The sequence below is a fragment of the Geodermatophilus sp. SYSU D01045 genome (assembly GCF_054050295.1).
In genome coordinates this window covers 15,964-38,228 of sequence record NZ_JBJGZB010000002.1, presented here as the reverse complement: position 1 = coordinate 38,228, position 22,265 = coordinate 15,964, and the positions used below count along the sequence as shown (strand labels likewise).

At 75.9% G+C, this 22,265-nt stretch carries 22 protein-coding genes; 10 read left to right on the top strand and 12 right to left on the bottom strand.

Features of this window, described 5'->3' with window-relative positions:
* Nucleotides 1-53: 53 nt before the first annotated feature.
* Both ACI798_RS01960 and ACI798_RS01955 read right to left on the bottom strand, forming a co-directional pair.
* A complete protein-coding gene (locus tag ACI798_RS01960; protein ID WP_457047060.1) occupies nt 54-1,286 on the bottom strand; it encodes a hypothetical protein in 1,233 nt (410 codons plus the stop codon).
* On the bottom strand, nt 1,283-2,044 hold the full coding sequence (locus ACI798_RS01955; RefSeq protein WP_457047059.1) for a hypothetical protein: 762 nt from the start codon (nt 2,042-2,044) through the stop codon (nt 1,283-1,285). The genes ACI798_RS01960 and ACI798_RS01955 overlap by 4 nt, the downstream gene beginning before the upstream one ends.
* Before the next feature lie 153 nt (nt 2,045-2,197).
* Between ACI798_RS01955 and ACI798_RS01950 the strand changes: the two genes are divergently transcribed.
* From ACI798_RS01950 to ACI798_RS01930, 5 genes are all read left to right on the top strand, one after another.
* Nucleotides 2,198-2,482, top strand: a complete 285-nt coding sequence (locus tag ACI798_RS01950) for a hypothetical protein (RefSeq protein ID WP_456939615.1) — start codon at nt 2,198-2,200, stop codon at nt 2,480-2,482.
* 41 nt (nt 2,483-2,523) lie between these two features.
* Nucleotides 2,524-2,745, top strand: a complete 222-nt coding sequence (locus tag ACI798_RS01945) for a hypothetical protein (RefSeq protein WP_456939614.1) — start codon at nt 2,524-2,526, stop codon at nt 2,743-2,745.
* Nucleotides 2,742-3,125, top strand: coding sequence for a type II toxin-antitoxin system VapC family toxin (locus tag ACI798_RS01940; RefSeq protein ID WP_457047058.1), 384 nt, complete (start codon nt 2,742-2,744; stop codon nt 3,123-3,125). Before ACI798_RS01945 ends, ACI798_RS01940 begins: the two co-directional genes overlap by 4 nt.
* A gap of 82 nt (nt 3,126-3,207) precedes the next feature.
* On the top strand, nt 3,208-3,630 hold the full coding sequence (locus ACI798_RS01935) for a DUF1810 domain-containing protein (protein WP_457047057.1): 423 nt from the start codon (nt 3,208-3,210) through the stop codon (nt 3,628-3,630).
* 143 nt (nt 3,631-3,773) lie between these two features.
* Nucleotides 3,774-4,829, top strand: a complete 1,056-nt coding sequence (locus tag ACI798_RS01930; protein WP_457047056.1) for a glutathione S-transferase family protein — start codon at nt 3,774-3,776, stop codon at nt 4,827-4,829.
* Between the two features lie 58 nt (nt 4,830-4,887).
* Here ACI798_RS01930 and ACI798_RS01925 read toward each other — a convergent pair whose 3' ends face one another.
* The 6 genes from ACI798_RS01925 to ACI798_RS01900 all read right to left on the bottom strand — a co-directional run bounded on the left by ACI798_RS01925 (nt 4,888) and on the right by ACI798_RS01900 (nt 10,397).
* On the bottom strand, nt 4,888-5,106 hold the full coding sequence (locus tag ACI798_RS01925; protein WP_457047055.1) for a hypothetical protein: 219 nt from the start codon (nt 5,104-5,106) through the stop codon (nt 4,888-4,890).
* A 54-nt stretch (nt 5,107-5,160) separates the two neighbouring features.
* On the bottom strand, nt 5,161-5,331 hold the full coding sequence (locus tag ACI798_RS01920) for a hypothetical protein (protein WP_457047054.1): 171 nt from the start codon (nt 5,329-5,331) through the stop codon (nt 5,161-5,163).
* 343 nt (nt 5,332-5,674) lie between these two features.
* Nucleotides 5,675-5,845 (bottom strand): hypothetical protein, encoded by a 171-nt coding sequence (locus tag ACI798_RS01915; protein WP_456939607.1) that lies wholly within the window; start codon nt 5,843-5,845, stop codon nt 5,675-5,677.
* Between the two features lie 323 nt (nt 5,846-6,168).
* Complete coding sequence (locus ACI798_RS01910) at nt 6,169-8,166, bottom strand: hypothetical protein (RefSeq protein ID WP_457047053.1); 1,998 nt, start codon at nt 8,164-8,166, stop codon at nt 6,169-6,171.
* Between the two features lie 731 nt (nt 8,167-8,897).
* A complete protein-coding gene (locus tag ACI798_RS01905) occupies nt 8,898-9,632 on the bottom strand; it encodes an alanyl-tRNA editing protein (protein WP_456939605.1) in 735 nt (244 codons plus the stop codon).
* A 30-nt stretch (nt 9,633-9,662) separates the two neighbouring features.
* Entirely contained in the window at nt 9,663-10,397 is a 735-nt protein-coding gene (locus ACI798_RS01900) for a type 1 glutamine amidotransferase (protein WP_456939604.1), read from the bottom strand.
* Between the two features lie 140 nt (nt 10,398-10,537).
* Between ACI798_RS01900 and ACI798_RS01895 the strand changes: the two genes are divergently transcribed.
* On the top strand, nt 10,538-11,158 hold the full coding sequence (locus ACI798_RS01895; protein WP_457047052.1) for a hypothetical protein: 621 nt from the start codon (nt 10,538-10,540) through the stop codon (nt 11,156-11,158).
* 46 nt (nt 11,159-11,204) lie between these two features.
* Here ACI798_RS01895 and ACI798_RS01890 read toward each other — a convergent pair whose 3' ends face one another.
* From ACI798_RS01890 to ACI798_RS01875, 4 genes are all read right to left on the bottom strand, one after another.
* Complete coding sequence (locus tag ACI798_RS01890; RefSeq protein WP_457047051.1) at nt 11,205-12,278, bottom strand: acyl-CoA dehydrogenase family protein; 1,074 nt, start codon at nt 12,276-12,278, stop codon at nt 11,205-11,207.
* Nucleotides 12,275-13,444 (bottom strand): acyl-CoA dehydrogenase family protein, encoded by a 1,170-nt coding sequence (locus tag ACI798_RS01885; protein WP_456939601.1) that lies wholly within the window; start codon nt 13,442-13,444, stop codon nt 12,275-12,277. The genes ACI798_RS01890 and ACI798_RS01885 overlap by 4 nt, the downstream gene beginning before the upstream one ends.
* Before the next feature lie 117 nt (nt 13,445-13,561).
* Complete coding sequence (locus ACI798_RS01880; RefSeq protein WP_457047050.1) at nt 13,562-16,201, bottom strand: SpoIIE family protein phosphatase; 2,640 nt, start codon at nt 16,199-16,201, stop codon at nt 13,562-13,564.
* On the bottom strand, nt 16,198-17,004 hold the full coding sequence (locus ACI798_RS01875; protein WP_456939599.1) for an alpha/beta fold hydrolase: 807 nt from the start codon (nt 17,002-17,004) through the stop codon (nt 16,198-16,200). The genes ACI798_RS01880 and ACI798_RS01875 overlap by 4 nt, the downstream gene beginning before the upstream one ends.
* Nucleotides 17,005-17,153: 149 nt before the next feature.
* Here ACI798_RS01875 and ACI798_RS01870 point away from each other — a divergent pair, with 149 nt between their 5' ends.
* From ACI798_RS01870 to ACI798_RS01855, 4 genes are all read left to right on the top strand, one after another.
* A complete protein-coding gene (locus ACI798_RS01870) occupies nt 17,154-17,879 on the top strand; it encodes a hemerythrin domain-containing protein (RefSeq protein WP_457047049.1) in 726 nt (241 codons plus the stop codon).
* 417 nt (nt 17,880-18,296) lie between these two features.
* Complete coding sequence (locus ACI798_RS01865) at nt 18,297-19,022, top strand: hypothetical protein (RefSeq protein ID WP_456939597.1); 726 nt, start codon at nt 18,297-18,299, stop codon at nt 19,020-19,022.
* Between the two features lie 8 nt (nt 19,023-19,030).
* Nucleotides 19,031-19,777 (top strand): alpha/beta fold hydrolase, encoded by a 747-nt coding sequence (locus ACI798_RS01860; RefSeq protein WP_457047048.1) that lies wholly within the window; start codon nt 19,031-19,033, stop codon nt 19,775-19,777.
* Between the two features lie 109 nt (nt 19,778-19,886).
* Complete coding sequence (locus ACI798_RS01855) at nt 19,887-22,211, top strand: HelD family protein (RefSeq protein ID WP_457047047.1); 2,325 nt, start codon at nt 19,887-19,889, stop codon at nt 22,209-22,211.
* Nucleotides 22,212-22,265: the final 54 nt, after the last annotated feature.

The window sequence follows — 22,265 nt, the reverse complement described above, 5'->3', positions numbered from 1 at the left end:
CGGGCACGGCGGGCCTGCGCCCGCCGACCTCCTCCGGCTCACACCGGAGTCCGTCACCTGGTGCTCGGGCCACCTCGCGTCGTGGAGGTGATCGGCGCGGCGATCGAGCCGGAGGCCACGTCGGGCAGGGTGCGGGCCGGCAGGCTCAGGAGGCTCGGCACCGCAGCACTGGCGTCGTCGACCACGTGCACCTGCCAGGGCACGTCAGCGGTGAGTGCCGTCAGCTGTCCTGCCGTGTAGGGACCGATCGCCGGCCTGGTCCGACCCCGGGACGTCTTCGGGGCGACGACGAGGTCTAGATGGACGACGCTGTCGTCCCCGGCCGGCCAGCCGAGGTCCGCGCGGATGGCCGGAGCGTGGGCACGCACCCAGACGGCGTAGTCGAGAGCTTGGAACACCAGCATCGGGTCCGAGCCGATCTTCGTCTCGATGACGTGGAACCGACCCTCCGGGTCGAGTCCGAGGAAGTCGATGAACCCCGGTGCGCCGTCGCCCCGCCACGCCGGGTACTCGCGCTCGAAGTGGGTGACTCCCAGACCCGTCAGCCGCGTAGCAGCCAGGGCTGCCTGCAGTTGGTGCTCGACGTGGGTCTCGTCGCGCCCGGTGAGCCGGTCCTGGACCGCCGTCGCGACCGCAGCCTCGATGCGAGCTCGCTGGACGCTCGTCGGGGCACCCGGCAGGACCTCCGTGAAGGGAGGACGGTCGGCCGGCGGCTCGCGGTACTGCACGCCCGCCTGCACCAGGACCCCACCGCTCTGCCTCATCATCTTGAGCACCTGGCGGCCCGCGCAGTGCCATGCCAGGTAGCTGCCACGGTGTGCAGGGTCCAGTGCCCAGTGACGGTCGGCCGCGTCCACGAGGTCGGTCACCCACGTCGACCGCTCACCGAGGTCGTGCGTCCCTTCTCGGCGGAGCCCCCGCCCCTGGGCCTCGGACACGGCCTCCTCGACCGACGGGATCGCCACGGACGACGTCGTGAGATCGTCCGCGACGGCCCAGAGCCGGACCTCCGTCGCCAGGAAGGCGATACGGGCGGCGATCGAGGGGACCGCGGCGGCCGGCACCAGGAGCGCCAGGGTGCGATCGCCCTGCCACGCCACGGCATGTGCGACTGCCGTGCTCACGTCCTCCAGAGGCCGACCAGGCGGTACCGCGAGGACGAGGGTCCCGCCGTCCCGGGTCAGGAACCACTTCCCCAGGGTGGTCAGCTTCCGCCCGGGCTCGAACAGCGTGGCGTCCCCGACGACGTTCGCGACGACCGGCTCGAGCGCAGGGACGCCGGTCATCGGCGGTGGCGACCGATGAGGCAGAGCTCGACGACCTTGTTCGTGAGCGGGTACCCCGCGGTGAGCGGTGCGCCGACCTGGTCGCGCAGGACCGTGTCGAGTTCCTTCTGCACCGCCTCCGAGGTGGACGCCCATTCCCGCTGCACGGCCTCGAAGTGCGCCCGGTAGTCGTAGCCGTGGGGAAGGCCCATGGCTGCCCTGTCGACGACGGGGAACACCGCGGGGAGGAGGAAGTGGCAGAACTTCGCCGTGAACACGGGCGACCGCACCGGCTCAGCCCGGAGCCGGCGTTGCTTGAGCGGCCGGACCACGGTCACGAAGTCCTCGACGTCCTCCCAGCACACCTCCGCCACGTCGCGGTCCTCAACCTGCGCGCAGGAGGTCTTCCATCTCTCCCGCAATGCCGGCAGGGCCTCGTGAACCCTCGCGGTCACGCCGCTCGGGCTGGCCGGGCGGATTGCCTTCCACGCCTTCAGGTGCGGCAGGAAGCCGCTCCACCACGCCTCGCTGAAGTCACCACGGGGGTTCTCCGCTGCGAGTCGGGAGTAGAAGTCGTTGTGGAAGTCCTTCGGCCAACGCGTCCCGCGCCAGTACGCGACACCGGCCCGGAGCTCCTCCACGGTCAACGGCATGTCGATCCCCTCAACGTCCGCCTGTTGCGTCTGGAGGATCGGCGGCCCGGACGACGTCTCAAGTGCTGTGGCGCGTGACTCCTCCGTTCGTGGCGTCGGGACGGTGGCCGCCGCCCTGTTGATCATCGGATGAGTGCACGCGACACGCGCCGACACGCCGGTGCGGGCGGCGCGCAGACGATGATCAACAGCCGCACCGGCGCGCCGTTCCGCCTGACGCCCGGTCTGCCGATACCAGTAGGGAACGGGCGCGACCACGGCCCGGAACGAGAGGACCGCATGCACCCCCGCACCCGGCTCGAGACGGTCATGGCCGCTCCCCTCACCACCGGGAACCTGCTGGCCGACTGCGAGCGCTGGTGCCGCGACACCCTCCCGCCCCGGGAGTCCGGTCCCGCCACCGTCCCCGCCCCGCGCCCCGCACCGCGCGAGCGGCGCAGCGCGCCGGAGCGGCTGGAGCGGCGCCGCGCCCCGGTCACCGGCGCCGCCGTGCGGGCCATCGCCCGGACGCTCACCGAGGCGGCCAAGGCCCACCACGACGGCGCGGAGGCCGGCGCCGCCTGAGCCGTCCGCGAGTTGCTTGCAGCTTGCTAGCATCCTGCGACATGAGGACTCTGTACCTCCGGAACGTCCCGGACGACGTCGTCGAGCGGCTGGAGCGGCTCGCCGCCCGCGAGGCGACGTCCGTGGGTGCGCTGGCCGTCCGGGAGCTGGCTGAGGCCTCCCGCCGCGCGGACAACCCGGCGCTCCTCGGTGTGCTGCCCGACCTCGGGGTCCCGGCCGGGGACGTCGTCGCGGACCTGGACGCCGAGCGCGCAGGGCGGTGATCGTCGCCGACGCCTCGGCGGTCGTCTCCGGCCTGCTGAACGCCGGTGCCGCCCGGGACCTGCTCGGGCGGGAGCGGATCCAGGTGCCGCACCTGGTCGACGTCGAGGCGGCCAGCGCGCTGCGGCGGGCCGCAGCGGCCGGTTCCGTGACGCCGGGCCAGGGGTGGGCGGCCCTCGACACCTGGCGCCGCCTCGGGGCCGCCCGGCACCCCGTCACCGGTCTGCTCGACCGCGTCTGGCAGCTGCGGGAGAACCTCACGGCGTACGACGCCACCTACGTCGCGCTGGCCGAGGCCCTCGGCTGTCCGCTCGTCACCGCCGACGGGCGCCTCGCGCGGGCGCCCGGCCTCCGCTGCCCCGTGACGGTCGTCCCGGGGTAGCTCCCCGCCGGCGTCGCGCGGCAGCGGCGCGCGAGCGTGGCCCCCGGGTGTCGCCCGGCGGGCCGGGGGAAAGCCCCTGCGCATGACCGACGACCCGTACCGGCTGGCCCGCTTCGTCGAGGCGCAGACCGACACCTACGCGCAGGCGCTCACCGAGCTGCGCGCCGGGCACAAGACCAGCCACTGGATGTGGTTCGTCTTCCCGCAGGTCGCCGGTCTCGGCCGCAGCGCGACGGCGCAGCGGTTCGCGATCTCCGGGCTCGACGAGGCCCGCGCCTACCTCGCCCACCCGGTGCTCGGCCCGCGGCTGGTCGAGTCCGCGCAGGCGCTCACCGAGCTGCCCGGCTCCGACGCCGCCGCGGTGCTCGGGTCGACCGACGCGGTGAAGCTGCGCTCGTCGATGACGCTGTTCGCGCACGCCGACCCCGACCAGCCGGTGTTCCGTGCCGTCCTGGACCGGTACTTCAGCGGCGAGGAGGACGACGCGACGACGTCCCGGCTGTAGTCCCGCGCGCAGTCGTGCTCTGCCCCGCCGGTGTGGGCAGAGCACGAGCGAGCGCGGACCTCCACCGGCACTCCTGGGGCAGGAGTTGCGGGTCACCCCGGTCCGCCGGGCGGCGGGGGGCGCGGTCGGCGAGAGTTGATCGTGTGAGCGACGACCAGGGATCGGGCTACGTCAGCAACGGCCAGGAGTACAAGCGCGACACGAACTACATCACCGACCGGATCACCGCCGACGGCTCGAGCGACTGGCCGGTCGAGCCGGGCCGCTACCGGCTGGTCATCGCCCGCGCCTGCCCCTGGGCCAACCGCGCCGCGATCGTGCGCCGGCTGCTCGGCCTCGAGCCGGTCATCTCGATGGGCATCTGCGGGCCCACGCACGACGAGCGCAGCTGGACCTTCGACCTCGACCCGGGCGGGCGCGACCCGGTGCTCGGCTACGAACGGCTGCAGGAGGCCTTCTTCGCCCGCGACCCGGAGTACCCGCGCGGGATCACGGTGCCGGCGATGGTCGACGTCCCGACGAAGGCCGTCGTCACCAACGACTTCGTGCAGATGACGCTCGACTTCTCCACGCAGTGGACCAAGTACCACCGCGACGGCGCCCCTGACCTCTACCCCGAGCACCTGCGGGACGAGATGGACGAGGTGATGCAGCGCGTCTACACCGAGGTCAACAACGGCGTGTACCGGTGCGGCTTCGCCGGCTCGCAGCGCGCCTACGACAAGGCCTACGACCGGCTGTGGACGGCGCTGGACTGGCTCGAGGAGCGGCTGTCGACGCGGCGCTTCCTCATGGGTGACACGATCACCGAGGCCGACGTCCGGCTGTTCACCACGCTGGCCCGCTTCGACGCCGTCTACCACGGCCACTTCAAGTGCAACCGGCAGAAGCTGTCCGAGATGCCGGCGCTGTGGGGCTACGCGCGCGACCTGTTCCAGACGCCAGGGTTCGGCGACACCACCGACTTCCCGCAGATCAAGGAGCACTACTACGTCGTCCACGCGGACATCAACCCGACGCAGGTCATCCCGATGGGCCCGGACACGTCGAACTGGCTGACCCCGCACGGGCGCGAGGCGCTCGGCGGCTCACCCTTCGGCGACGGCACCCCGCCCGGGCCCGTGGCCGCCGGCGAGGAGGTGCCGGCGTCGCACGGCCCCGGCGGCATCGGGCACCGGCCCGACGACGAGCGCCGCTGACCGGCACGCGGTGCCGAGGGGTCGGCGGACCGGACAGCACCCTCGGCGTGGCCGGGTCTCAGCCACCGTCGCCTCCGCCGCCACCGTCGAAGCCACCGCCCGCGTCGCCGCTCGCCCTGCCGCCGAGCGGTAAGCGGGACGGGTGGGGGCGCCCGCCCCACTCGCCGAGGCCGTGGTCGTCACCACGCCACTCCCCGGCACCCGTGCGGTACCGGTGCAGCGCGACGAGCAGGACGAGGACCACCGCGAGAGCCGCGAACACCACGATCACGGTCATGGCGCGAAGGTCCCGCGCGCACGAGCCGGACGACAGAGCCCTCCGACTCCGGGGTCAGTCCCCGCCGCCGCCGTCCCCGCCACCGTCTGAGCCGCCGTCGGAGCCGCTGTCGACCCCGTCGCCCCCGGACCAGCTGCCGTCGCCGGCACCGGGCCGCGGACGCTGCCAGGACAGGATGCAGTAGATCGCCATCGCCACGAAGGCGAGGATCGAGAGCGCGGCCACGGGCGGGCACCGTGCCGCACCGCGGGCCGGGGCGCCAGGGGTCCGCGCGCGGGTCAGTCCCCGCCGCCGCCCCCTCCGCCGCCGTCTCCCCCACCGCCACCGGAGTCGCCCCAGCCACCGCCGTCATGGTGGCCGTGGTGTCCGCCGTCGCCCCAGCCGCCGCCGTCGCCGTACCAGCCCCCGCCGTCACCGCCGGAGCGCCGGGGCCCGCCCCGCCGGGCGGCGCGTATCGCGGCAGTGAACATGGCGGTGGACACGAGCAGGACCAGGGCGATCACGATCCACGGGAGCACGAGCGGCACCGTGCCCGACAGGTCGACCGGACACCAGTGATCCCCGCGCCTCAACTCACCGCGCGGTCCTCGGCCCGGTCGACCTCGGCCGCGCACCGGGCCGTCGCCGCGGCGGTGGCGAGGGTGTCCCGGTCGAGCCACTCGAGCAGGAACCGGGAACCGTGCACGTCGACGAGCGTGGCGCGGTCCGGCAGCGGGCGCAGTGCGCACGAAGTCGTCATGACGTCATGACTAACACACGGACGTGTCGCGCACGTGGCCGTCCGGCGTCCTGCGGATGTCACGGGTCGGATCGGTCGACGGGGGCGGGGGCGCCGGTGTCGCCACCGCCCCCGTCGTCCGGAGTGTCGGGCGGGGAGGTCAGGGGTGCCGCGCGACCGGTCGGTGCGCGTAACCCCCATCCCCGATACCTCCCCGCCCGGTGGCCCCGGCCCAGCGGTGGCCAGATCGGGGTCACGCCCGGGAAGGCAGCGCCCAGTCGGCGGTGCGGTGCGGGAGAGATCCCCGACCTCGGCCGGCGGCTGGTGCGCGCCTGGCAGGGAGGTCAGTCGGGAGAGAAGGACGGGTCGCGCAGGACGGCGGCGACGGCGGCGGAGGCCGACGTCGGCGCCGGGGCGGTGCAGAGGGCGGTGGCCGGCACGCCCGACGGGCAGATCGCGGCCAGGGTGGTCAGCCAGGTCGAGGCCGACATGGTGGGCGCCGGGGGCGCGATCGGCCGCGGCTCGGGCGCCACCGGCGCCGTGGGCTCGGTGGGGAGGTCGTCCTCGAGCGCCGGGTCGACGGGCCGCGGGACGGTGGACCGCTGCCGCTGCGTGACCGTGGTCGCCGAGGTCTCGGTGGCGTCGTCGGCCGCGCCGCACTCGGCCTGAGGGGCGGTCAGCAGGACGGCCACGGTCGCCGGGGCGACGGCGAGTCCGGTGGCCCGCGCGGTCTGGGTAGTTGCGGTCCCGACCGCGGGGGCGGTCTTGGCGACCGGAGCCGAGGACGAGGTCGTGACCTGCGCGGTGGCGGTGCCGGCGACCGCGGTGGTCACCGCCTCGGCCTCGGCGGCGACCGGCTCGGTCACCGGCGTGACGGCCTCCGCCACCGCCACGGATTCGACGGCGGTCTCCACCACGGGCGCGACGGCTTCGACCACCTGCACGAGCGGCTGCGTCACCGACTCGACCACCGTGTCGATGACCGGGCCGACCGCCCCGTTGACGACCTGGGCCACCGGCACGACAGGCGCGGTGACCGTCTCGACGACAGACGCGACAGGATCGAGGACCGTCTCGAGGACGGGCGCGACCGGGTCGACCACGGTCCCGATCACCGGTGCGGCAACGTCCTCGACGACGGGAGTGACCGGTCCCAGGACCGGGACGACGTTCTCGACAGCAGGGACGAGCGGCTCGGTCACCGTCTCCACGATCGGCGCGGCCGGCTCCACGATCGCCTCGACGATCGGAGCGACCGGCTGCGTGATCGGCTCGACCACCGGCGTCACCGGCTCGACCACCGCATCGACCACCGGAGCCACAGGACCGGTGACCACCTCGACCACCGGCGGGATGACGTCCTCGACCACCGGGACGACCGGCTCGACGACCGTCCCCACCAGAGGCGGGACTACCCCGACGACAGGAGCCACCGGTCCGGTGACCGTCTCGACGACCCGAGCCACCGGCTCCGTCGCGGTCTCCACGACGGGTTCGACGACGGTCTCGACCACCGGAGCCACCGGCTCGGTCACCGTCCCGACGACCGGAGCCCCCGGCTCTGTCACGGTCTCCACGACGGGTTCGACGACGGTCTCGACCACCGGAGCCACCGGCTCGGTCACCGTCTCCACGACCGGAGCCCCCGGCTCTGTCACGGTCTCCACGACGGGTTCGACGACGGTCTCGACCACCGGAGCCACCGGCTCGGTCACCGTCTCCACGACCGGAGCCCCCGGCTCTGTCACGGTCTCCACGACGGGTTCGACGACGGTCTCGACCACCGGAGCGACCGGCTCGGTCACCGTCTCGACGACCGGAGCCACCGGCTCCGTCGCGGTGTCCACGACGGGTTCGACGACGGTCTCGACCACCGGAGCGACCGGCTCGGTCACCGTCTCGACGACCGGAGCCACCGGCTCGGTCACCGTCTCGACCACCGGCGCGACCGGCTCGGTCACGGTCTCGACCACTGGAGCCACCACCGGCGGCACCGGCTCGGTCACCGGCTCCACCACCGGCGCGACCGGCTCGGTCACGGTCTCGACCACCGGCGCCACCACCGGCGACACCGGCTCAGCAACCGTCTCGACGACCGGCGCCACCACCGGCGCCACCGGCTCCGTCACGGTCTCGACCACTGGAGCCACCACCGGCGCGACCGGCTCCGTAACTGTCTCGACCACCGGCGCCACCGGCTCGGTCACCGTCTCGACCACCGGCGCCACCGGCTCCGTCACGGTCTCGACCACTGGAGCCACCACCGGCGCGACCGGCTCGGTCACCGTCTCCACTGCCGGTGCGACCACGTCCTCCACGACCGGCAGAGGCGCCTCGCTCACCGGCTCGGGCGTCTCCGCGGGAACGTCCGCAACCGGCTCCACCACCGGTGCGACCACGTCCTCCACGACCGGCAGAGGCGCCTCGCTCACCGGCTCGGGCGTCTCCGCGGGAACGTCCGCAACCGGCTCCACCACCGGTGCGACCACGTCCTCGACGACCGGAACAGGCGCCTCGCTCACCGGCTCAGGCGTCTCCGCGGGGACGTCCGCGACCGGCTCCGGAGGGGACTCAGGCGCGGGAGCGGGCTCAGGCACAGGAGCCGGCTCGGGCACGGGAGCCGGCTCGGGCACAGGAGCCGGCTCGGGCACAGGAGCCGGCTCAGGCACGGGAGCCGGCTCAGGCGCGGGAGCCGGCTCAGGCGCGGGAGCCGGCTCAGGCGCGGGAGCGGGCTCAGGCGCCGCGGCGGGGACCTCCGCGACCGGCTCGACCACGGGCTCGACGGGGACCTCGTCGACCGTCGCGCCGACCTCCTCGACCGGCCCGCCGACCAAGGAGCCCGCCGGAGCGAGCGGGTCATCGGCACGGGCCGTGGCGGACGCGATCAGCAGGAGCGCGTAGACGCCGGCCACCAGGCCGATCAGGAAGAGGACCCGACGGGACCAGCCAGCGACTCCGGCGCTGCTCACCGACCCCCGTGTGGAAGTCCCCTTCCGCACGGACGCAGACTAGAACGACTCCATCCGGACCGCTCGTCGATCACGGCAACGCGGCGTACCGGGACCTCGCCGGACTAAACGACGCGGATGCGCAGCCGGCGGAACCCGCGGCCCTTGCTCTCCATCTTGACCACCTCGACCCGGCCGACCATCGCCGTCGAGGCGACGTGCGTGCCGCCGTCGGCCTGCAGATCGAGACCGACGATGTCGACGATCCGCACCTGCTCGATGTCGGGCGGCAGCAGGTCGGTCGCCGTCCGGATGAGGTCGGGGATGGCGTAGGCCTCCTCACGCGGGAGCGTGCGGACCCGGATCGGCCGGTCGGCGGTGATCTCGGCGTTCACCGCCTCGGCCACGCGGTCCTTGAAGTCGGCCGGCACCTCGGCGAGGTCGAAGTCCATCCGCGCGGTCAGCGGCTCCATGTTGCCGCCGGTGACCTTGGCGCCGAAGTCGCGCAGCACCACCCCGGTGAGCACGTGCAGCCCCGAGTGGGTGCGCATGAGCGCGGTCCGGCGCTCGTCGTCGAGCGCCCCGCGGACGGCGGTGCCCGGCGGCGGCACCGGGTCGCCCTCGACCGGGATGAGGTACAGCTCGTCGCCCTTGCGGGTGCCGGCGATCCGGGTGCGGACGCCGCCCCACAGCAGCACGCCCTCGTCCGGCGGCTGCCCGCCGCCGCCCGGGTAGAAGGCGGAGCGGTCGAGGACGATGCCCTGCTCGGGGTCGGCCGCGACAACGGTCGCGTCCCACTCCCGCACGGTGGCGTCGGCGAGGTCGAGGCGGTGGGTGTGCCCGTGCCGTTCAGCGCTCACGGGCACCCATCCTGCCGAACGCGCCCCGGCTCAAGCCGCCGTCTCGTCCTCCGTCTGCCACACCCGGTCGGCGCGGTCCAGGAACGCCTCGACGAGCCGGGCGCAGGCCGCGGCGGCCTCCGGCTCCCGCTCGGCGATCTCGCGGCGCAGCCCGGGCACCAGCGCGGCGGCCTCCGGCGGCGGCGGGCCGGTGAGCTCCCAGGTCTCCTCCCACGCGGAGAACGCGCCCGGGTCGATCTCCGGGTGGAACTGCACGCCGAGGTGCGGGCCCGCGGTGAACGCCTGCACCGCCCGGTCGGTCCGCGCGACCTCCACCGCGCCGGGCGGCACGGTGAACCGGTCCCCGTGGTACTCGAACCAGGGGCCGGCCGGCACCAGTGCGGGGTCGGCGGTCTCGACGTCGAGGAACCCGTGCTCGCCGGCGGGCGCCTGCGCGACCACGCCGCCCAGCACGCGCGACAGCGCCTGCCCGCCGAAGCAGACGCCGAGCACGGGCGTCCCGGCGTCGACCGCGCGCCGCAGGTACGCGAGCTCCGCGGCCAGCCACGGCACCGTGTCGTCGTAGGCAGCCGCGCCCGAGCCCATGACCACCAGCGTGCGCAGCGTCGCGGGGTCGGGCAGGTCGGTGAGCAGCGGGGAGTCGCCGACGGTCGTCCCGACGACGACCGTCAGCCCCTGCGCCTCCAGCGCCGGCCGCAGGGTGCCGACCAGCCGGTGCCCGCGCGAGGGGTCGGCGTCGTGGACGAGGACGAGCGCGGTGTGCACGCATCCAGTATCCGCGGCCTCACCGACCGTCCCGGACGTCCCGCGCCGGGGTGCCCCCCTTCCGCCGGGCCGCCGCCGGGAGCAGGCTGACGCCCGCGGCGGTGCCGCCCGGGCAGCGCCGCCCCCAGAGAGGAGCGGCCATGTACGCACGCTCGACCTCCGTCGCGGGCACACCGGAGAAGCTCGACGACGGGATCGCGTACGTCTGCGACGAGGTCATGCCCGCGCTGGCCGACATGCGCGGGTTCGTGGGCCTGTCGATGATCACCGACCGCGCCAGCGGTCGGGCCGTCGTCACCTCGTCCTGGCGCGACGTCGAGTCGATGCGGGCCAGCGCCGACCGGGTGCGCGCGATGCGCGAGCAGGCCGCGGAGGCCTTCGGCGGGGACGTCACGGTCCAGGAGTGGGAGGTCGCGGTCATGCACCGCCGCTCGGAGGCGCCGGCGGGCGCGTGCACGCGCGTGACCTGGTGGCGCACCGACCCCGCCGGGCTGGATCGGGTCATCGACGCCTACCGCAGCGTCCTGGTGCCGCGGATGGAGGACTACCCCGGCTTCTGCAGCGTGAGCCTCATGGTCGACCGGGAGAACGGGCGGGCCGCGTCCGCGGTGACCTTCGAGGACCGCGACGACATGGACGCCGGCCGCGCCCACGCCCGCGCCACCCGCGACGACTTCGCCCGGTCCATGAAGCTCGAGATCACCGACGCCGAGGAGTTCGACCTCGTCCTCGTCCACCTGCGGGTGCCCGAGACCGTCTGAGACCCGCCCGTCCGCCTCCCCCACACGGGAGGCGGACGGGACGGGCTCACACGACGGCGGTGAAGGCCGGCCAGACGTCCTGGGGGCCGGCGGCCACCAGCCCCGCGCCGAGGAACCGCGACCAGGTCAGCTCGCTGCCCGCCTCGTCGCGCCAGGACCAGCAGCGCCGGGTGAGGTGGTGCAGCCGGTGCTCCTGGGTGAAGCCGATCGCGCCGTGCACCTGGTGGGCCAGCTTCGCGACCCGCTCGACGGCCTCCCCCGCGCGCACCTTCGCGGCGGCCGCGGCCAGCCCGATCGTCGTCTCCCCACGGTCCAGCGCCTGGACGGCGGCGTCGACCAGCGCGGCGGTCGAGGTGACCTCGCCGGCCATCTGCGCCAGCTCCACCTGGATCGCCTGGAACTTGCCCAGCGGCCGGCCGAACTGGTGCCGCTCGCCGGCGTACTGCACCGTCCACGCCAGCACCTGCTCCAGCGCGGCCGAGATCTGCACCGCGCGGGCGAGCGCGTAGCGGGCGCGCACCTCCGCGGCCCGCGCCGGGCTCAGCAGCGCACCGCGCGCGCCGACGCCGTCGAGCACCAGCGACCCGCGCGGCTCCCCGGCCAGGTTCACCGCCCGCGACGCCGTCAGCCCCGCCGCGTCGACCAGGGCCAGCACCGCGCCCTCGATCCCGGCCGGGGGCGTGGCGAGCACCGCGACGTGCCGGGCCACACCGGCCCACGCGACGTCGGTGGCGGTGCCGGAGAGGGTGAACCGGCCGGGCCCGTCGCCATCGTCGGAGGGCTCGGCGGCGACCGTCCCGTCGACGGCGACGGTCAGTGGCTCCTCCGGCGAGGGCAGGTCGAGGTCGGCGGCCACCACGGCCGGGCCGGCCACGAGGAGCTGCTCGGCCACCGGCACCGCGGCGGCGCCGGCCGCCAGCGTGCGCACGATCGCGACGGCGTCGGCGAGCTCGCCGCCGGAGCCGCCGGCCTCCTCGGGCAGCCCGACGCCGGTGAGCCCGGCCCCGGCCAGCGCCGACCACAGGCCCTCGTCCCACGGCCGCTCGGCGGTGAGGACGAACGGCTCGTGCCCGGACAGGATGTCCCGGACGGTCTCGACCACCAGGTCCTGATCGCTCATCGCAGCCCCAGCCCCCGCGCCACGATCCCCTTGAGGATCTCGTTGGTGCCGCCGCGCAGCGTGTAGCCCGGCGCGTGCAGCTGTGCCTCGGCCAGCGCCCGGCCCAGCGGGTCGGGGCTGTCCAGGGACGCCGGGACGTCGACCACCCGGCGCACCTCGTCGACGACGTCCTGCTCGAACGTCGTCCCCATGTCCTTGACCAGCGCGGCCGGGATGTCGGGCAGCTCCCCCCGGTCCAGCGCGGCGGCGATCCGCAGCGACAGCTGGCGCAGCGCCAGCGCCCGGGAGGACAGCCGGCCCAGCACCGCCAGCTGCGCGGGGTCGCCGGTCGCGGCGGCGCGGCGGCCGAACTCGGCCAGCAGCGGCCAGGTCGAGAGGAACCGCTCGGGCCCGGACCGCTCGAAGGCCAGCTCCGCGGTCACCTGGTGCCAGCCGGCGCCCTCGGTGCCCAGCAGCATGTCGCCGGGCACGACGACGTCCTGGAACACCACCTCGTTGAAGTGGTGGCCGCCGTCGAGGATGCGGATCGGGTTGACCGTGATGCCGGGCAGCGACAGGTCGACCAGCAGCTGGGTCAGCCCCTGGTGCTTGCCGCGCGGGCCCTCGCCGGGCGGGCCGGTGCGCACCAGCACGATCCCGTAGTGGGAGTGGTGCGCGTTCGACGTCCAGACCTTGGCGCCGTTGACCACCCAGTCGCCGTCGGCGTTGCGGGTGGCGCGGGTGCGGATCGAGGCGAGGTCGGAGCCGCTGTCGGGCTCGCTCATGCCGATGACGAAGTAGCACTCGCCCGCGGCGATGCGCGGCAGGATCTCCTTGCGCTGCGCCTCGGTGCCGTAGCGGAGGAGGTTCGGCCCGGACTGCCGGTCGGCGATCCAGTGCGCGGCCACCGGGGCGCCGGCGGCGAGCAGCTCCTCGGTGACGGCGTAGCGCTCCTGCGCGGTGCGCTCGTGGCCGCCGTACTCCTTGGGCCAGGTCATGCCCAGCCAGCCGCGGGCGCCGAGCTTGCGCGAGAACTCCGGGTCGACGCCGGACAGCCAGGTGTCGACGTGCGTGGTGAAGGTCCCCGCGGCGAGCTCCTGCGCGAGGAACTCCCGGACCTCCAGGCGGACCCGCTCGGCGGCCTCGGACGGCGGTGCGGGCGCCAGGGTCAACTGGTTGCTGCTCATGACGGACACGTCCCCACGTCGGCGTGGCAGTTGTCCCCCCGGTTCTACCGTGCGCCGGCGCGCAACACCCGCGCCCGGGTGTGTCGGACGCCGTCCGCCTGCCGGGCGGGGCGGCGGTCAGTGCCGGTCGTCGCCGGGGAACGCGTCCCGGGCGAGCTGGCGCAGCCCGTCGGCCACGTCGCCGGCCACCGTGGTGAGCCGGTCGACGGCGCCGGAGACCAGGCGGCGCACCGCGGCGGGGTCCAGCCCGAGCACCGAGCCGAGACCCGCGGCGACGTCGATCCCCGGAAATCCGGGGACCGGGTCGGGCGGCTCCGCCCGCCCCGGTGTCCAGCGCATCGCGTCACCGGAGACCGTGACGTCCCCGGTCGCGCCCTCGAGCACGTCGGTCAGCTCACTGCGCGTCTGCTCCACGGCGGCCTCCTCGCGCCCGGCCCCGCGGACGGGGCGGTGGCTGCGATGGTCCGCCTCCTCCTCCCGGCCCGCCAGACCCTCGCCCGGCAGCCGGGTGAGCACGAGCAGGGCGACGTCGTCGGCGCGGCGGGGCCCGGCCAGCGCGTCGAGCAGCCGGTCGCACAGCGCGTCCGGGTCGGTGTCGCCGGGGGCCGCGGCGGCGACGGCGCGCAGCCGGTCCAGCCCGGCGTCGATGTCGGCGGTGCGGCTCTCCACCAGGCCGTCGGTGAACAGGACGAGCGTGGCGCCGGGCCGCAGCCGGCCCCGCCACTCCGGCGCGGGACCCGGCGGCGCGCCGAGCAGCCGGCCCGGGCGGACGTCGAGCAGCCCGGCCCGCCCGCCCTCGACCAGCAGCGGCGGCGGGTGGCCGGCCGAGGCGATCCGCAGCCCGCCGGTGGGCGGGTGCAGCCGGGCGAACAGCGCGGTGGCCATCCGCGGCAGGCCGAGCAGCGGCCAGCTGCCGTGCAGCCGGTCGACCAGCGCCGCCGGGCCCGGCCGGTCCACCAGCAGCGCGCGGTGCACGCTGCGCAGCTGGCCCATCGTCGCCGCGGCCGTCACGTCGTGCCCGACGACGTCGCCGACGACCAGCGCCACCTCGCCGCCGGGCAGCGGGACGACGTCGTGGAAGTCGCCGCCCACGTCGGCGCCGCGGCTGGCCGGCAGGTAGCGGACGGCGACGGCGTACCCCGGGACCGCCGGCGGCGCGGGCGGCAGCAGGCTGGCCTGCAGCGTGTGCGAGGTGTGCTCGTCGAGCTCGTGGCGCTGGGCGACGTCCATGCCCTGCGACATCTGCAGCGCGAGCTGCTCGGCGGTCTCGACGTCGGCCTCGGTGAACGGGCCGCGGCGCACGTCGGCGGCGAGCGAGAGCACCCCGAGCGGCCGGTTCTCCGCGACCAGCGGCACGCAGACGAGGTCGGCCAGCTCCAGCGCGCGGGTGACCTCCCGGTGCCGCGGGCTGGTGGTGGCCCGGGCGAGCTCGGCGTCGGCCGCCCCGCGCAGCCAGACCGTGCGGTGCTGGGTCAGCGCCCGCACGCTCGGGTGCGAGCCGTCGCGACGGGGCAGGTGGACGTCGCGCAGCTCCTCGACCAGGGGGCGGCGGGCCGGGTCGGCGTGCGCGACCACCGGCTCGGCCAGTCCGTGCTCGGTGAGCACGTCGACGACGCACACGTCGGCCAGCCGGCGGACGGTCAGCTCGGCGAGCCCCGCGATCGTCTCGGTGACCCCGTGCCCGGCGGCCATGAGCCGGGCGGCCTCGAGCAGGAACGCCGACCGGGCCGCCTGCCGGACGGTCTCCTCGTGCAGCCGGACGCGCTCGAGCGCCTGCCCGGCCTGCCGGCCAAGGGTGGCCAGCAGGTCGGCGTCGGCCGGCGCCAGGGAGCCGCGGGCGCCGGGCTCGGCCAGGCTGATCAGCTCGCTGTCGTCGGTGACGCCGAGGACCAGCACCAGCGCGCCCAGGTGCCGGTCGTCGGCCGCCGTCACCGGCACGACGACGACCGCCTCCTGCCCGGCCTCGGCCATCGCCTCCGCGAGCCCCGGCCACCGGTCGCGCAACGCCGGCCCGACCGGCACCGACCGGACGCCGCCGGTGCGGACCAGCTCCGCGCCGTCCCGCGCCGCCGCGGCCAGCTCGCCGAGCAGGTGCGGCGCCACGTGGTCGCTGGCGGCCAGGGTGACCGGCGGCGGCGCCCCCTCGGGCCCGGGCGCGGCCAGCCACAGCGCGGCGCCGCCGGCCTCCACCGCCGCCCGCGCCCGGTGGACGACGACCTCGGCGACCTGCTCGGGCGACGCCGCGGCGGCCAGCTCGGAGACGACCTGCTGCAGCGTGCGCGCCCGCGCCTCGGACTCGGCCGCGGCCCGCTGCGCGGTGAGCAGCGCCCGCTCGTAGCGTCGCCGCGAGGTCGCCTCGAAGACCGTGGCGCGCACCAGCAGCGGCAGCCCGGCCTCGTCGCGGACCTCGACCGCGTTGACCAGGCACGGCAGCACCGACCCGTCCGCGCGGACGACGTCGAGCGCGACCTCGCGGACCGCCCCCTGCAGCCGCAGCAGCGGCGCGAGGTGGGTCTCGTAGAACACCCGGCCGCCGGCGTTGAGCAGGTCGGGCAGCCGGCGGCCGCGGACGTCGCCGGGCTCCCGGCCGGTCCAGGTGCAGAAGGTGCGGTTGACCTTGACCACCCGACCGTCGGGGACCATCGACAGGTAGCCGCAGGGGGCGTTCTCGTAGAGGTCGGCGGGGTCCTCCTCCAGCAGCCGCGCGAGGCCCTCCGGCTGCTCGAGCCGGTCCGGGGGCGGTGCGGGGTCGGTCACGGGCCGACCGGGCCCCCGAGGAAGGCGCGGATCGCCGCGGTCGTCTCCTCGGGCGCGGACAGGTGCGGGCAGTGCCCGGTGGCGGACAGCCGCCTGAAGACGCTGCCCGGGACCTGCGCGTGCACGAACCGGCCGACGGGCTCGGGCGCGATCGCGTCGTCGGAGCACTGCAGCACCAGCGTCGGGACCCGGACCGCGGGGAGGTCGGTGCGGTTGTCGGAGAGGAAGGTGACCCGGGCGAAGTCGCGGGCGACGCGGGGGTCGGTGCGGCAGAAGCTCTCGGCCAGCTCCGCGGCCACGTCGGGGTGGTCCGGCCCGGCGACCACCGCGGCCAGCCCCGCCGCCCACTGCGCCGGGTTGCTGTCGAGCGACTCCAGCAGCGCGGCGACGTCGGCCCGGCTGAAGCCGCCGGTGTAGTCCTCGTCGTCGACGTAGCGGGGGCTCGGTCCGATCATCACCAGCGCCCCGAACCGGCCGGGGTCGGCCCGCACCGCCAGGACGCCGATCATCGCGCTCACGGAGTGGCCGACCAGGACGACGTCGGTCAGGTCCAGCTCCCGGACGACGTCGAGGAGGTCCTCGGCGTAGCCGCGCAGGGTGCCGTGGCGGACGGGATCGTAGGCGGAGACGTCGGACCCGCCGGCGCCGACGTGGTCAAAGGTGACCACCCGGTGGTCGACGGCGAACTCGGGCACCAGGGCCCGCCACATCGTCTGGTCGCAGCCGTACCCGTGCGCGAGGACCATCGGCCGGGCCCCCTCCGGCCCGCTCACGCGTACGCAGTTCCGCGTGACCACCGTCACGCCCGGGACGGTAACGGACGCGGGCGTCCCTGTCCCCGCCCGCCCGCGCACGGACCCCTGTCCCCCCGGCCGGCGGGCTCCTACCCTGCCCCCGTCCCGGACGAGACCCGGTCCGGTCCCTCCCTCCTGAGCTGCACCGGAGGTGCCCCGTGACCGCCGTCCCGACCTCCCTGCGTCCCCCCGCACCCGCCGCGGAGATGTCCGCCGCGACCCGGGCCGGGGACTCCCAGCGCGTCCTGCACCGGCTGGTCCGCCGGGAGCTGCGGACCCTCGCCGAGCTGGCGACCTGGGCGCCGCCCGGCGACGCCGCGCGCACCGCGGCGCTCACCCGGCACGCCGACCTGGTCAGCCGGGTGCTGCTGGGCCACCACGCGATGGAGCGAGAGCTGCTGTGGCCGGCCCTGGAGCGCGCGCTGCCGGCCGCCGTCGCCGGGTCGGGCCGGGCGCGGGTCGCCGCGTGGACCACCCGCTGCGCCGCCGTCGACAACCGGCTGCGCGACCTGTCCACCGCCGCCCGGCAGTGGGCGGTCGCCGGCACGCCGCCGGCCCGGGACGCCTTCGCGCTGGCCTGCCTGGACCTCGCGGCCGTCGTGGACGCGCAGACGGCGGCCGAGGAGCGGGAGCTGGTGCCGCTGCTGGAGGCGCACCTGCCGGCGCGGGAGTGGACGGCGATCGTGCACGCCGCGCGGCCGGCGCTGTCGGGCCGCGAGCGGCTGACGGTGCTGGGGCTGGCCCTGGAGGACGCCTCACCGGCGGAGCAGGCGCGGCTGCTGGCGGGGCTGGGCCGGGGGACCCGGCTGGTCTGGCGGCTGGCCGGGCGGGCGCGCTACCGCGCGGCGGTGGTCCGGCTGCGGGGTGCCCCGCCCTCGCACTGAAGGCCGGGCCGAGGGAGCGGGCGCGACGACGAGCCCGCTCCCGGAGGGGTCAGAAGCGCGACGTGCCACAGTCCCGGCAGCGCTTCTTGGCCGTGGTGGTCTCGCCGTGGCAGTTCGGGCAGATCCAGGACGCCCGCTCGGTGGGGCGCTCGGTGGTGGTCGTGGACATGGTGTTCTCCCCTGTCGTCCGGGAGCCCCCGACGGTAGGCAGCCGGGATGTCGGGCAGGTGTCCTGCGGGTTGCGGGACGACACGGTCTCCCCTGACTCCCCACCCATCCCGCCACGGGGCACTGGCAGCGCACTGGTACGCGGGTGCAAGCCGGGGCTCCAGTCGGCGTCCAGTCCCGTCCATGCGGCGCGCGGGAGCGTCCTCGCAGCGAGCCGGACAGCGGCTCGACGACCGAGGAGGCACTGCCGTGACCCGTACTGCCGTGACCCGCACTGCTCTGACCCGCACCCGCGCCGCCCGCACCCTGCTGCGCACCGCCGTCCCCGCGACCGCGTTCGCCGCCGTGCTCGCCACCGCCGGCACCGCGTCGGCCGGTTCCGTCGCCTACAACGCCTACGACACCGACGCCAACGGCTACGTCGACCTCTACGCCTTCGACGACAGCGGCGACTGGTACGAGGACACCTGGGCGGTCGACTGGGACGAGGACGGCTACGTCGAGCAGGTCGCCCTCGACACCGACCTCGACGGCTGGGCCGACACCTTCGCCTTCGACGGCGACGAGGACGGCTACGTCGAGGAGGTCGGCGTCGACACCACCGGCAACGGCCTGCCCGACGTGTGGGGCGCCGACTCCGACCACGACGGGTACGTGGACGCCGCCGCCTACGACGTCGACGACGACGGGTACGCCGACTGGTCCGAGCCGATGGCCCCGACCTCCTACGCCTACGCGACGGTGACCTACGTCTTCGCCGAGGCCGACGGCTGGACCTACTGGGAGCTGTCGGTCGAGTACGGCTACGGCCTGACCTCCGACCGGGACGACAGCGGGATCAGCCCGGCGGCCGGCGGGACGTTCACCGCCGCCGGGGACACCGCCGCCGACGACACCGCCGCCGACGACACGGCGCACGAGTGGACCGGCGACACCGTCGCCACCGCGCTGCAGGAGCTGGCCGGCCTCCTCTGAGCCGGCCGATGAGTCCGGCGCCCGGCGCCGGTCCCGAGGAGGTGGCCGTCTTCCTCCTCGTCCCCGGCGCCGGCGGACACGCGTGGTACTGGCACCGCCTGGTCCCCGAGGTCGAACGCCGGGGGCACCGGGCGGTCGCCGTCGACCTGCCCGCCGACGACGACACCGCCGGACTCGAGCGGTACGCCGACGTGGCGACGGCCGCGCTCGACGCCCGGTCCGCGGACGGGGACGCCGTGGTGGTCGGGCAGTCCATGGGCGGGCTCACCGCGCCGCTGGTGGCGGCCCGCCGGCCGGTGCGGCTGCTGGTCCTGCTCAACGCGATGGTGCCGCGGCCCGGCGAGACCGGCGGGGAGTGGTGGGACGCCGTCGGGCAGGCGGAGGCCCGGGCGGCGTGTGCCCGCGCGCAGGGCCGGCCCGTGGACGACGACGTCCAGACCGACCTCTCCCACGACGTGCCGCCCGAGGTGTGGGCGGCCGGGGCCGGGCACGCCGGCGACCAGTCGGGGACCCCGTTCGGCGAGCCGTGGCCGCTGGCCGCCTGGCCCGACGTGCCCACGCGGGTGCTCGCCGGCGCGGAGGACCGCTTCTTCCCGGTCGCGCTGCAGCGGCGGGTGGCCCGCGAGCGGCTGGGGCTGGAGGTCGACGAGGTCCCCGGCGGGCACCTCTGCGCGCTGAGCCGGCCCGTCGAGCTGGCGGACGCCCTCGACGCCCTCGTGGCGCAGACCTCGCCCCGACACGCGGGCGGGAGATGACAGCGAGGGGGTGAAAGGCGCAGGATGGTCGATTGCCGCGCGCGTCAGGAATGGCGCCCGGAATGGCACCGAAGAGAGATTGCCGACCATTCTAGCAGAGGGAAGTGCATTGCCGGCGAGCCCGTCCGACGTCGCCCCCGACCCAGGCCTCGACACCGAGGTGGCCCTCGAGCAGGTGTACGTCACCGACCTGTACCGCCGGCTCGACGCCGCCCGCGAGCTGGCCAGCACCCGCTGGCGGCAGGCGATCACCTGGCCGGCGGTCGACCCGCAGGCGCTGCAGGAGCGCGACGCCACCGTCCGCTTCCACGGCGAGCGGGTGGTCGCGCTCGACGCCGCCGAGGCCGGGCTGGTGGTCGGCCGCATCGACCGCGCCGACGACGGCGGCGCCCTCTACGTCGGCCGGATCGGCCTGCCCGGCGACGACCCGGCGCAGGACCCGGCGCTGGTCGACTGGCGGGCCCCCGCGGCCCGGCCGTTCTACGTCGCGACGCCGGTGCAGCCGCTGGGCATCGTGCGCCGCCGGCACATCCGCACCCGCGGGCGCACCGTCGTCCGCCTCGACGACGAGGTGCTCACCGACGGCGTCATGGGCTCGGGCCTGACCGGCGAGACCGCGCTGCTGGCCGCGCTCGACGCCTCGCGCACCGGGCGGATGACCGACATCGTCCGCACCATCCAGGCCGAGCAGGACCGGGTGATCCGCAGCGACGCCGCGGGCGTGCTCGTCGTCCAGGGCGGGCCGGGCACCGGCAAGACCGCGGTCGCGCTGCACCGGGCGGCCTACCTGCTCTACACGCACCGCGAGCGGCTGGCCCGCCGCGGCCTGCTCGTCGTCGGCCCGACGCCGACCTTCCTGCGCTACATCGCCGACGTGCTGCCCTCCCTCGGCGAGACCGGCGTGCTGCTGGCCGGGCTGGGGCAGCTGCGTCCGGGACTGGACGCCCGCGGCGAGGAGTCGCCGGAGACCGCGGCGGTCAAGGGCCGGCTGGAGATGGTCGACGTGCTGCGCGCCGCGATCGCCGACCGTCAGGTGGTGCCCGCCGCGCCGCGGGAGGTCGAGGTCGACGGGTTCCGGCTGCGGCTGCGGCCGATCGACGTCACCCGCGCGCAGAACGCGGCCCGCAGGGCCGACCCGCTGCACAACCTGGCCCGGCCGGTGTTCGTCCGGCGCGTCGTCGACACGCTGACCAAGCGCTACGCCGACCGGCTCGGCCGGGACGTGGACGGCGGCGCGGGCCTGCTCGACCGGGAGGACGTCGCCGCGCTGCGCCGTGAGGTGAGCGAGGACCCGGGCGTGCGGTCGCTGCTGGCCGAGCTGTGGCCGGTGCTCACCCCCGAGCGGCTGCTCACCGACCTGTTCGCCGACCCGGGGCGGATCGCCGCGGCCACCGTCGGCTGGTCCGACGCCGACCGCGCGCTGCTGCACCGCCCGCGCGGCAGCGAGTGGACCCCCGCCGACGTCCCGCTGCTGGAGGAGGCCGAGGAGCTGCTCGGGTTCGACGACAGCGCGCAGCGCGCCCGCGCCGACCGGGACCGCCGCCGCGCGCTGCAGCGGGCCCAGGAGACCCTCGACGTGCTGCACGGCTCCCGGTCGGTGGACCTGGAGGACGAGCACCTGGAGGCCGAGGTGCTCAGCGCCGGCGACCTGCTGTCGGCCGAGGACCTCGCCGACCGGCAGCGCGAGCTGGACCTGCGCACCACCGCCGAGCGGGCCGCCGCGGACCGCACGTGGACCTTCGGGCACGTCGTCGTCGACGAGGCGCAGGAGCTCTCCCCGATGGCCTGGCGGCTGCTGGTGCGCCGCTGCCCCACCCGGTCGATGACCGTCGTCGGCGACGTCGCGCAGACCGGCAGCCTGGGCGGCGCGCAGCGGTGGGACGCCGTCCTCCGCCCGCACGTCGGGGACGCGTTCCGGCTGGAGGAGCTGACCGTCAACTACCGCACCCCGGCCGAGGTGATGGCGGTGGCCGCCGACGTGCTGGCCGCGACCGGCACCGGGCTGCGGCCGCCGCGGTCGGTGCGCACCGGCGGCGCGCCGCCGGCCGCCGAGGTCACCGGGGAGTCCGCGCTGGCCGGGCGGGTCGCCGCAGTGGCCGCGGACCTCGCCGGCCGGGAGGGGACGACGGCCGTGCTCGTGCCGCCGAGCCGGGTGGCCGCCGTCGTCGCCGCGCTCGGGGAGCTGCGGCCGGACGTGCAGTCCGGGCCGGGCGCGGACTCCTCGCTGGGGCCGGTGGTGCTGACCCCGGGCGAGGCCAAGGGCCTGGAGTTCGACTCGGTGGTGGTCGCCGACCCGCAGGGCGTGCTCGACGAGGGCGTGCGCGGGCTCAACGACCTCTACGTCGCCCTCACCCGCGCCACCCAGCGGCTGACCGTGCTCTCCCCCGGCCCGCTGCCCGCGGTGCTCGGCCGGCTGGCGCCCGCGGCGGCCTAGCGGGGTCCAACCGCGGGCGCAGTGGGGCGCAAGCGCCGTCCGGAGGGTGGACGG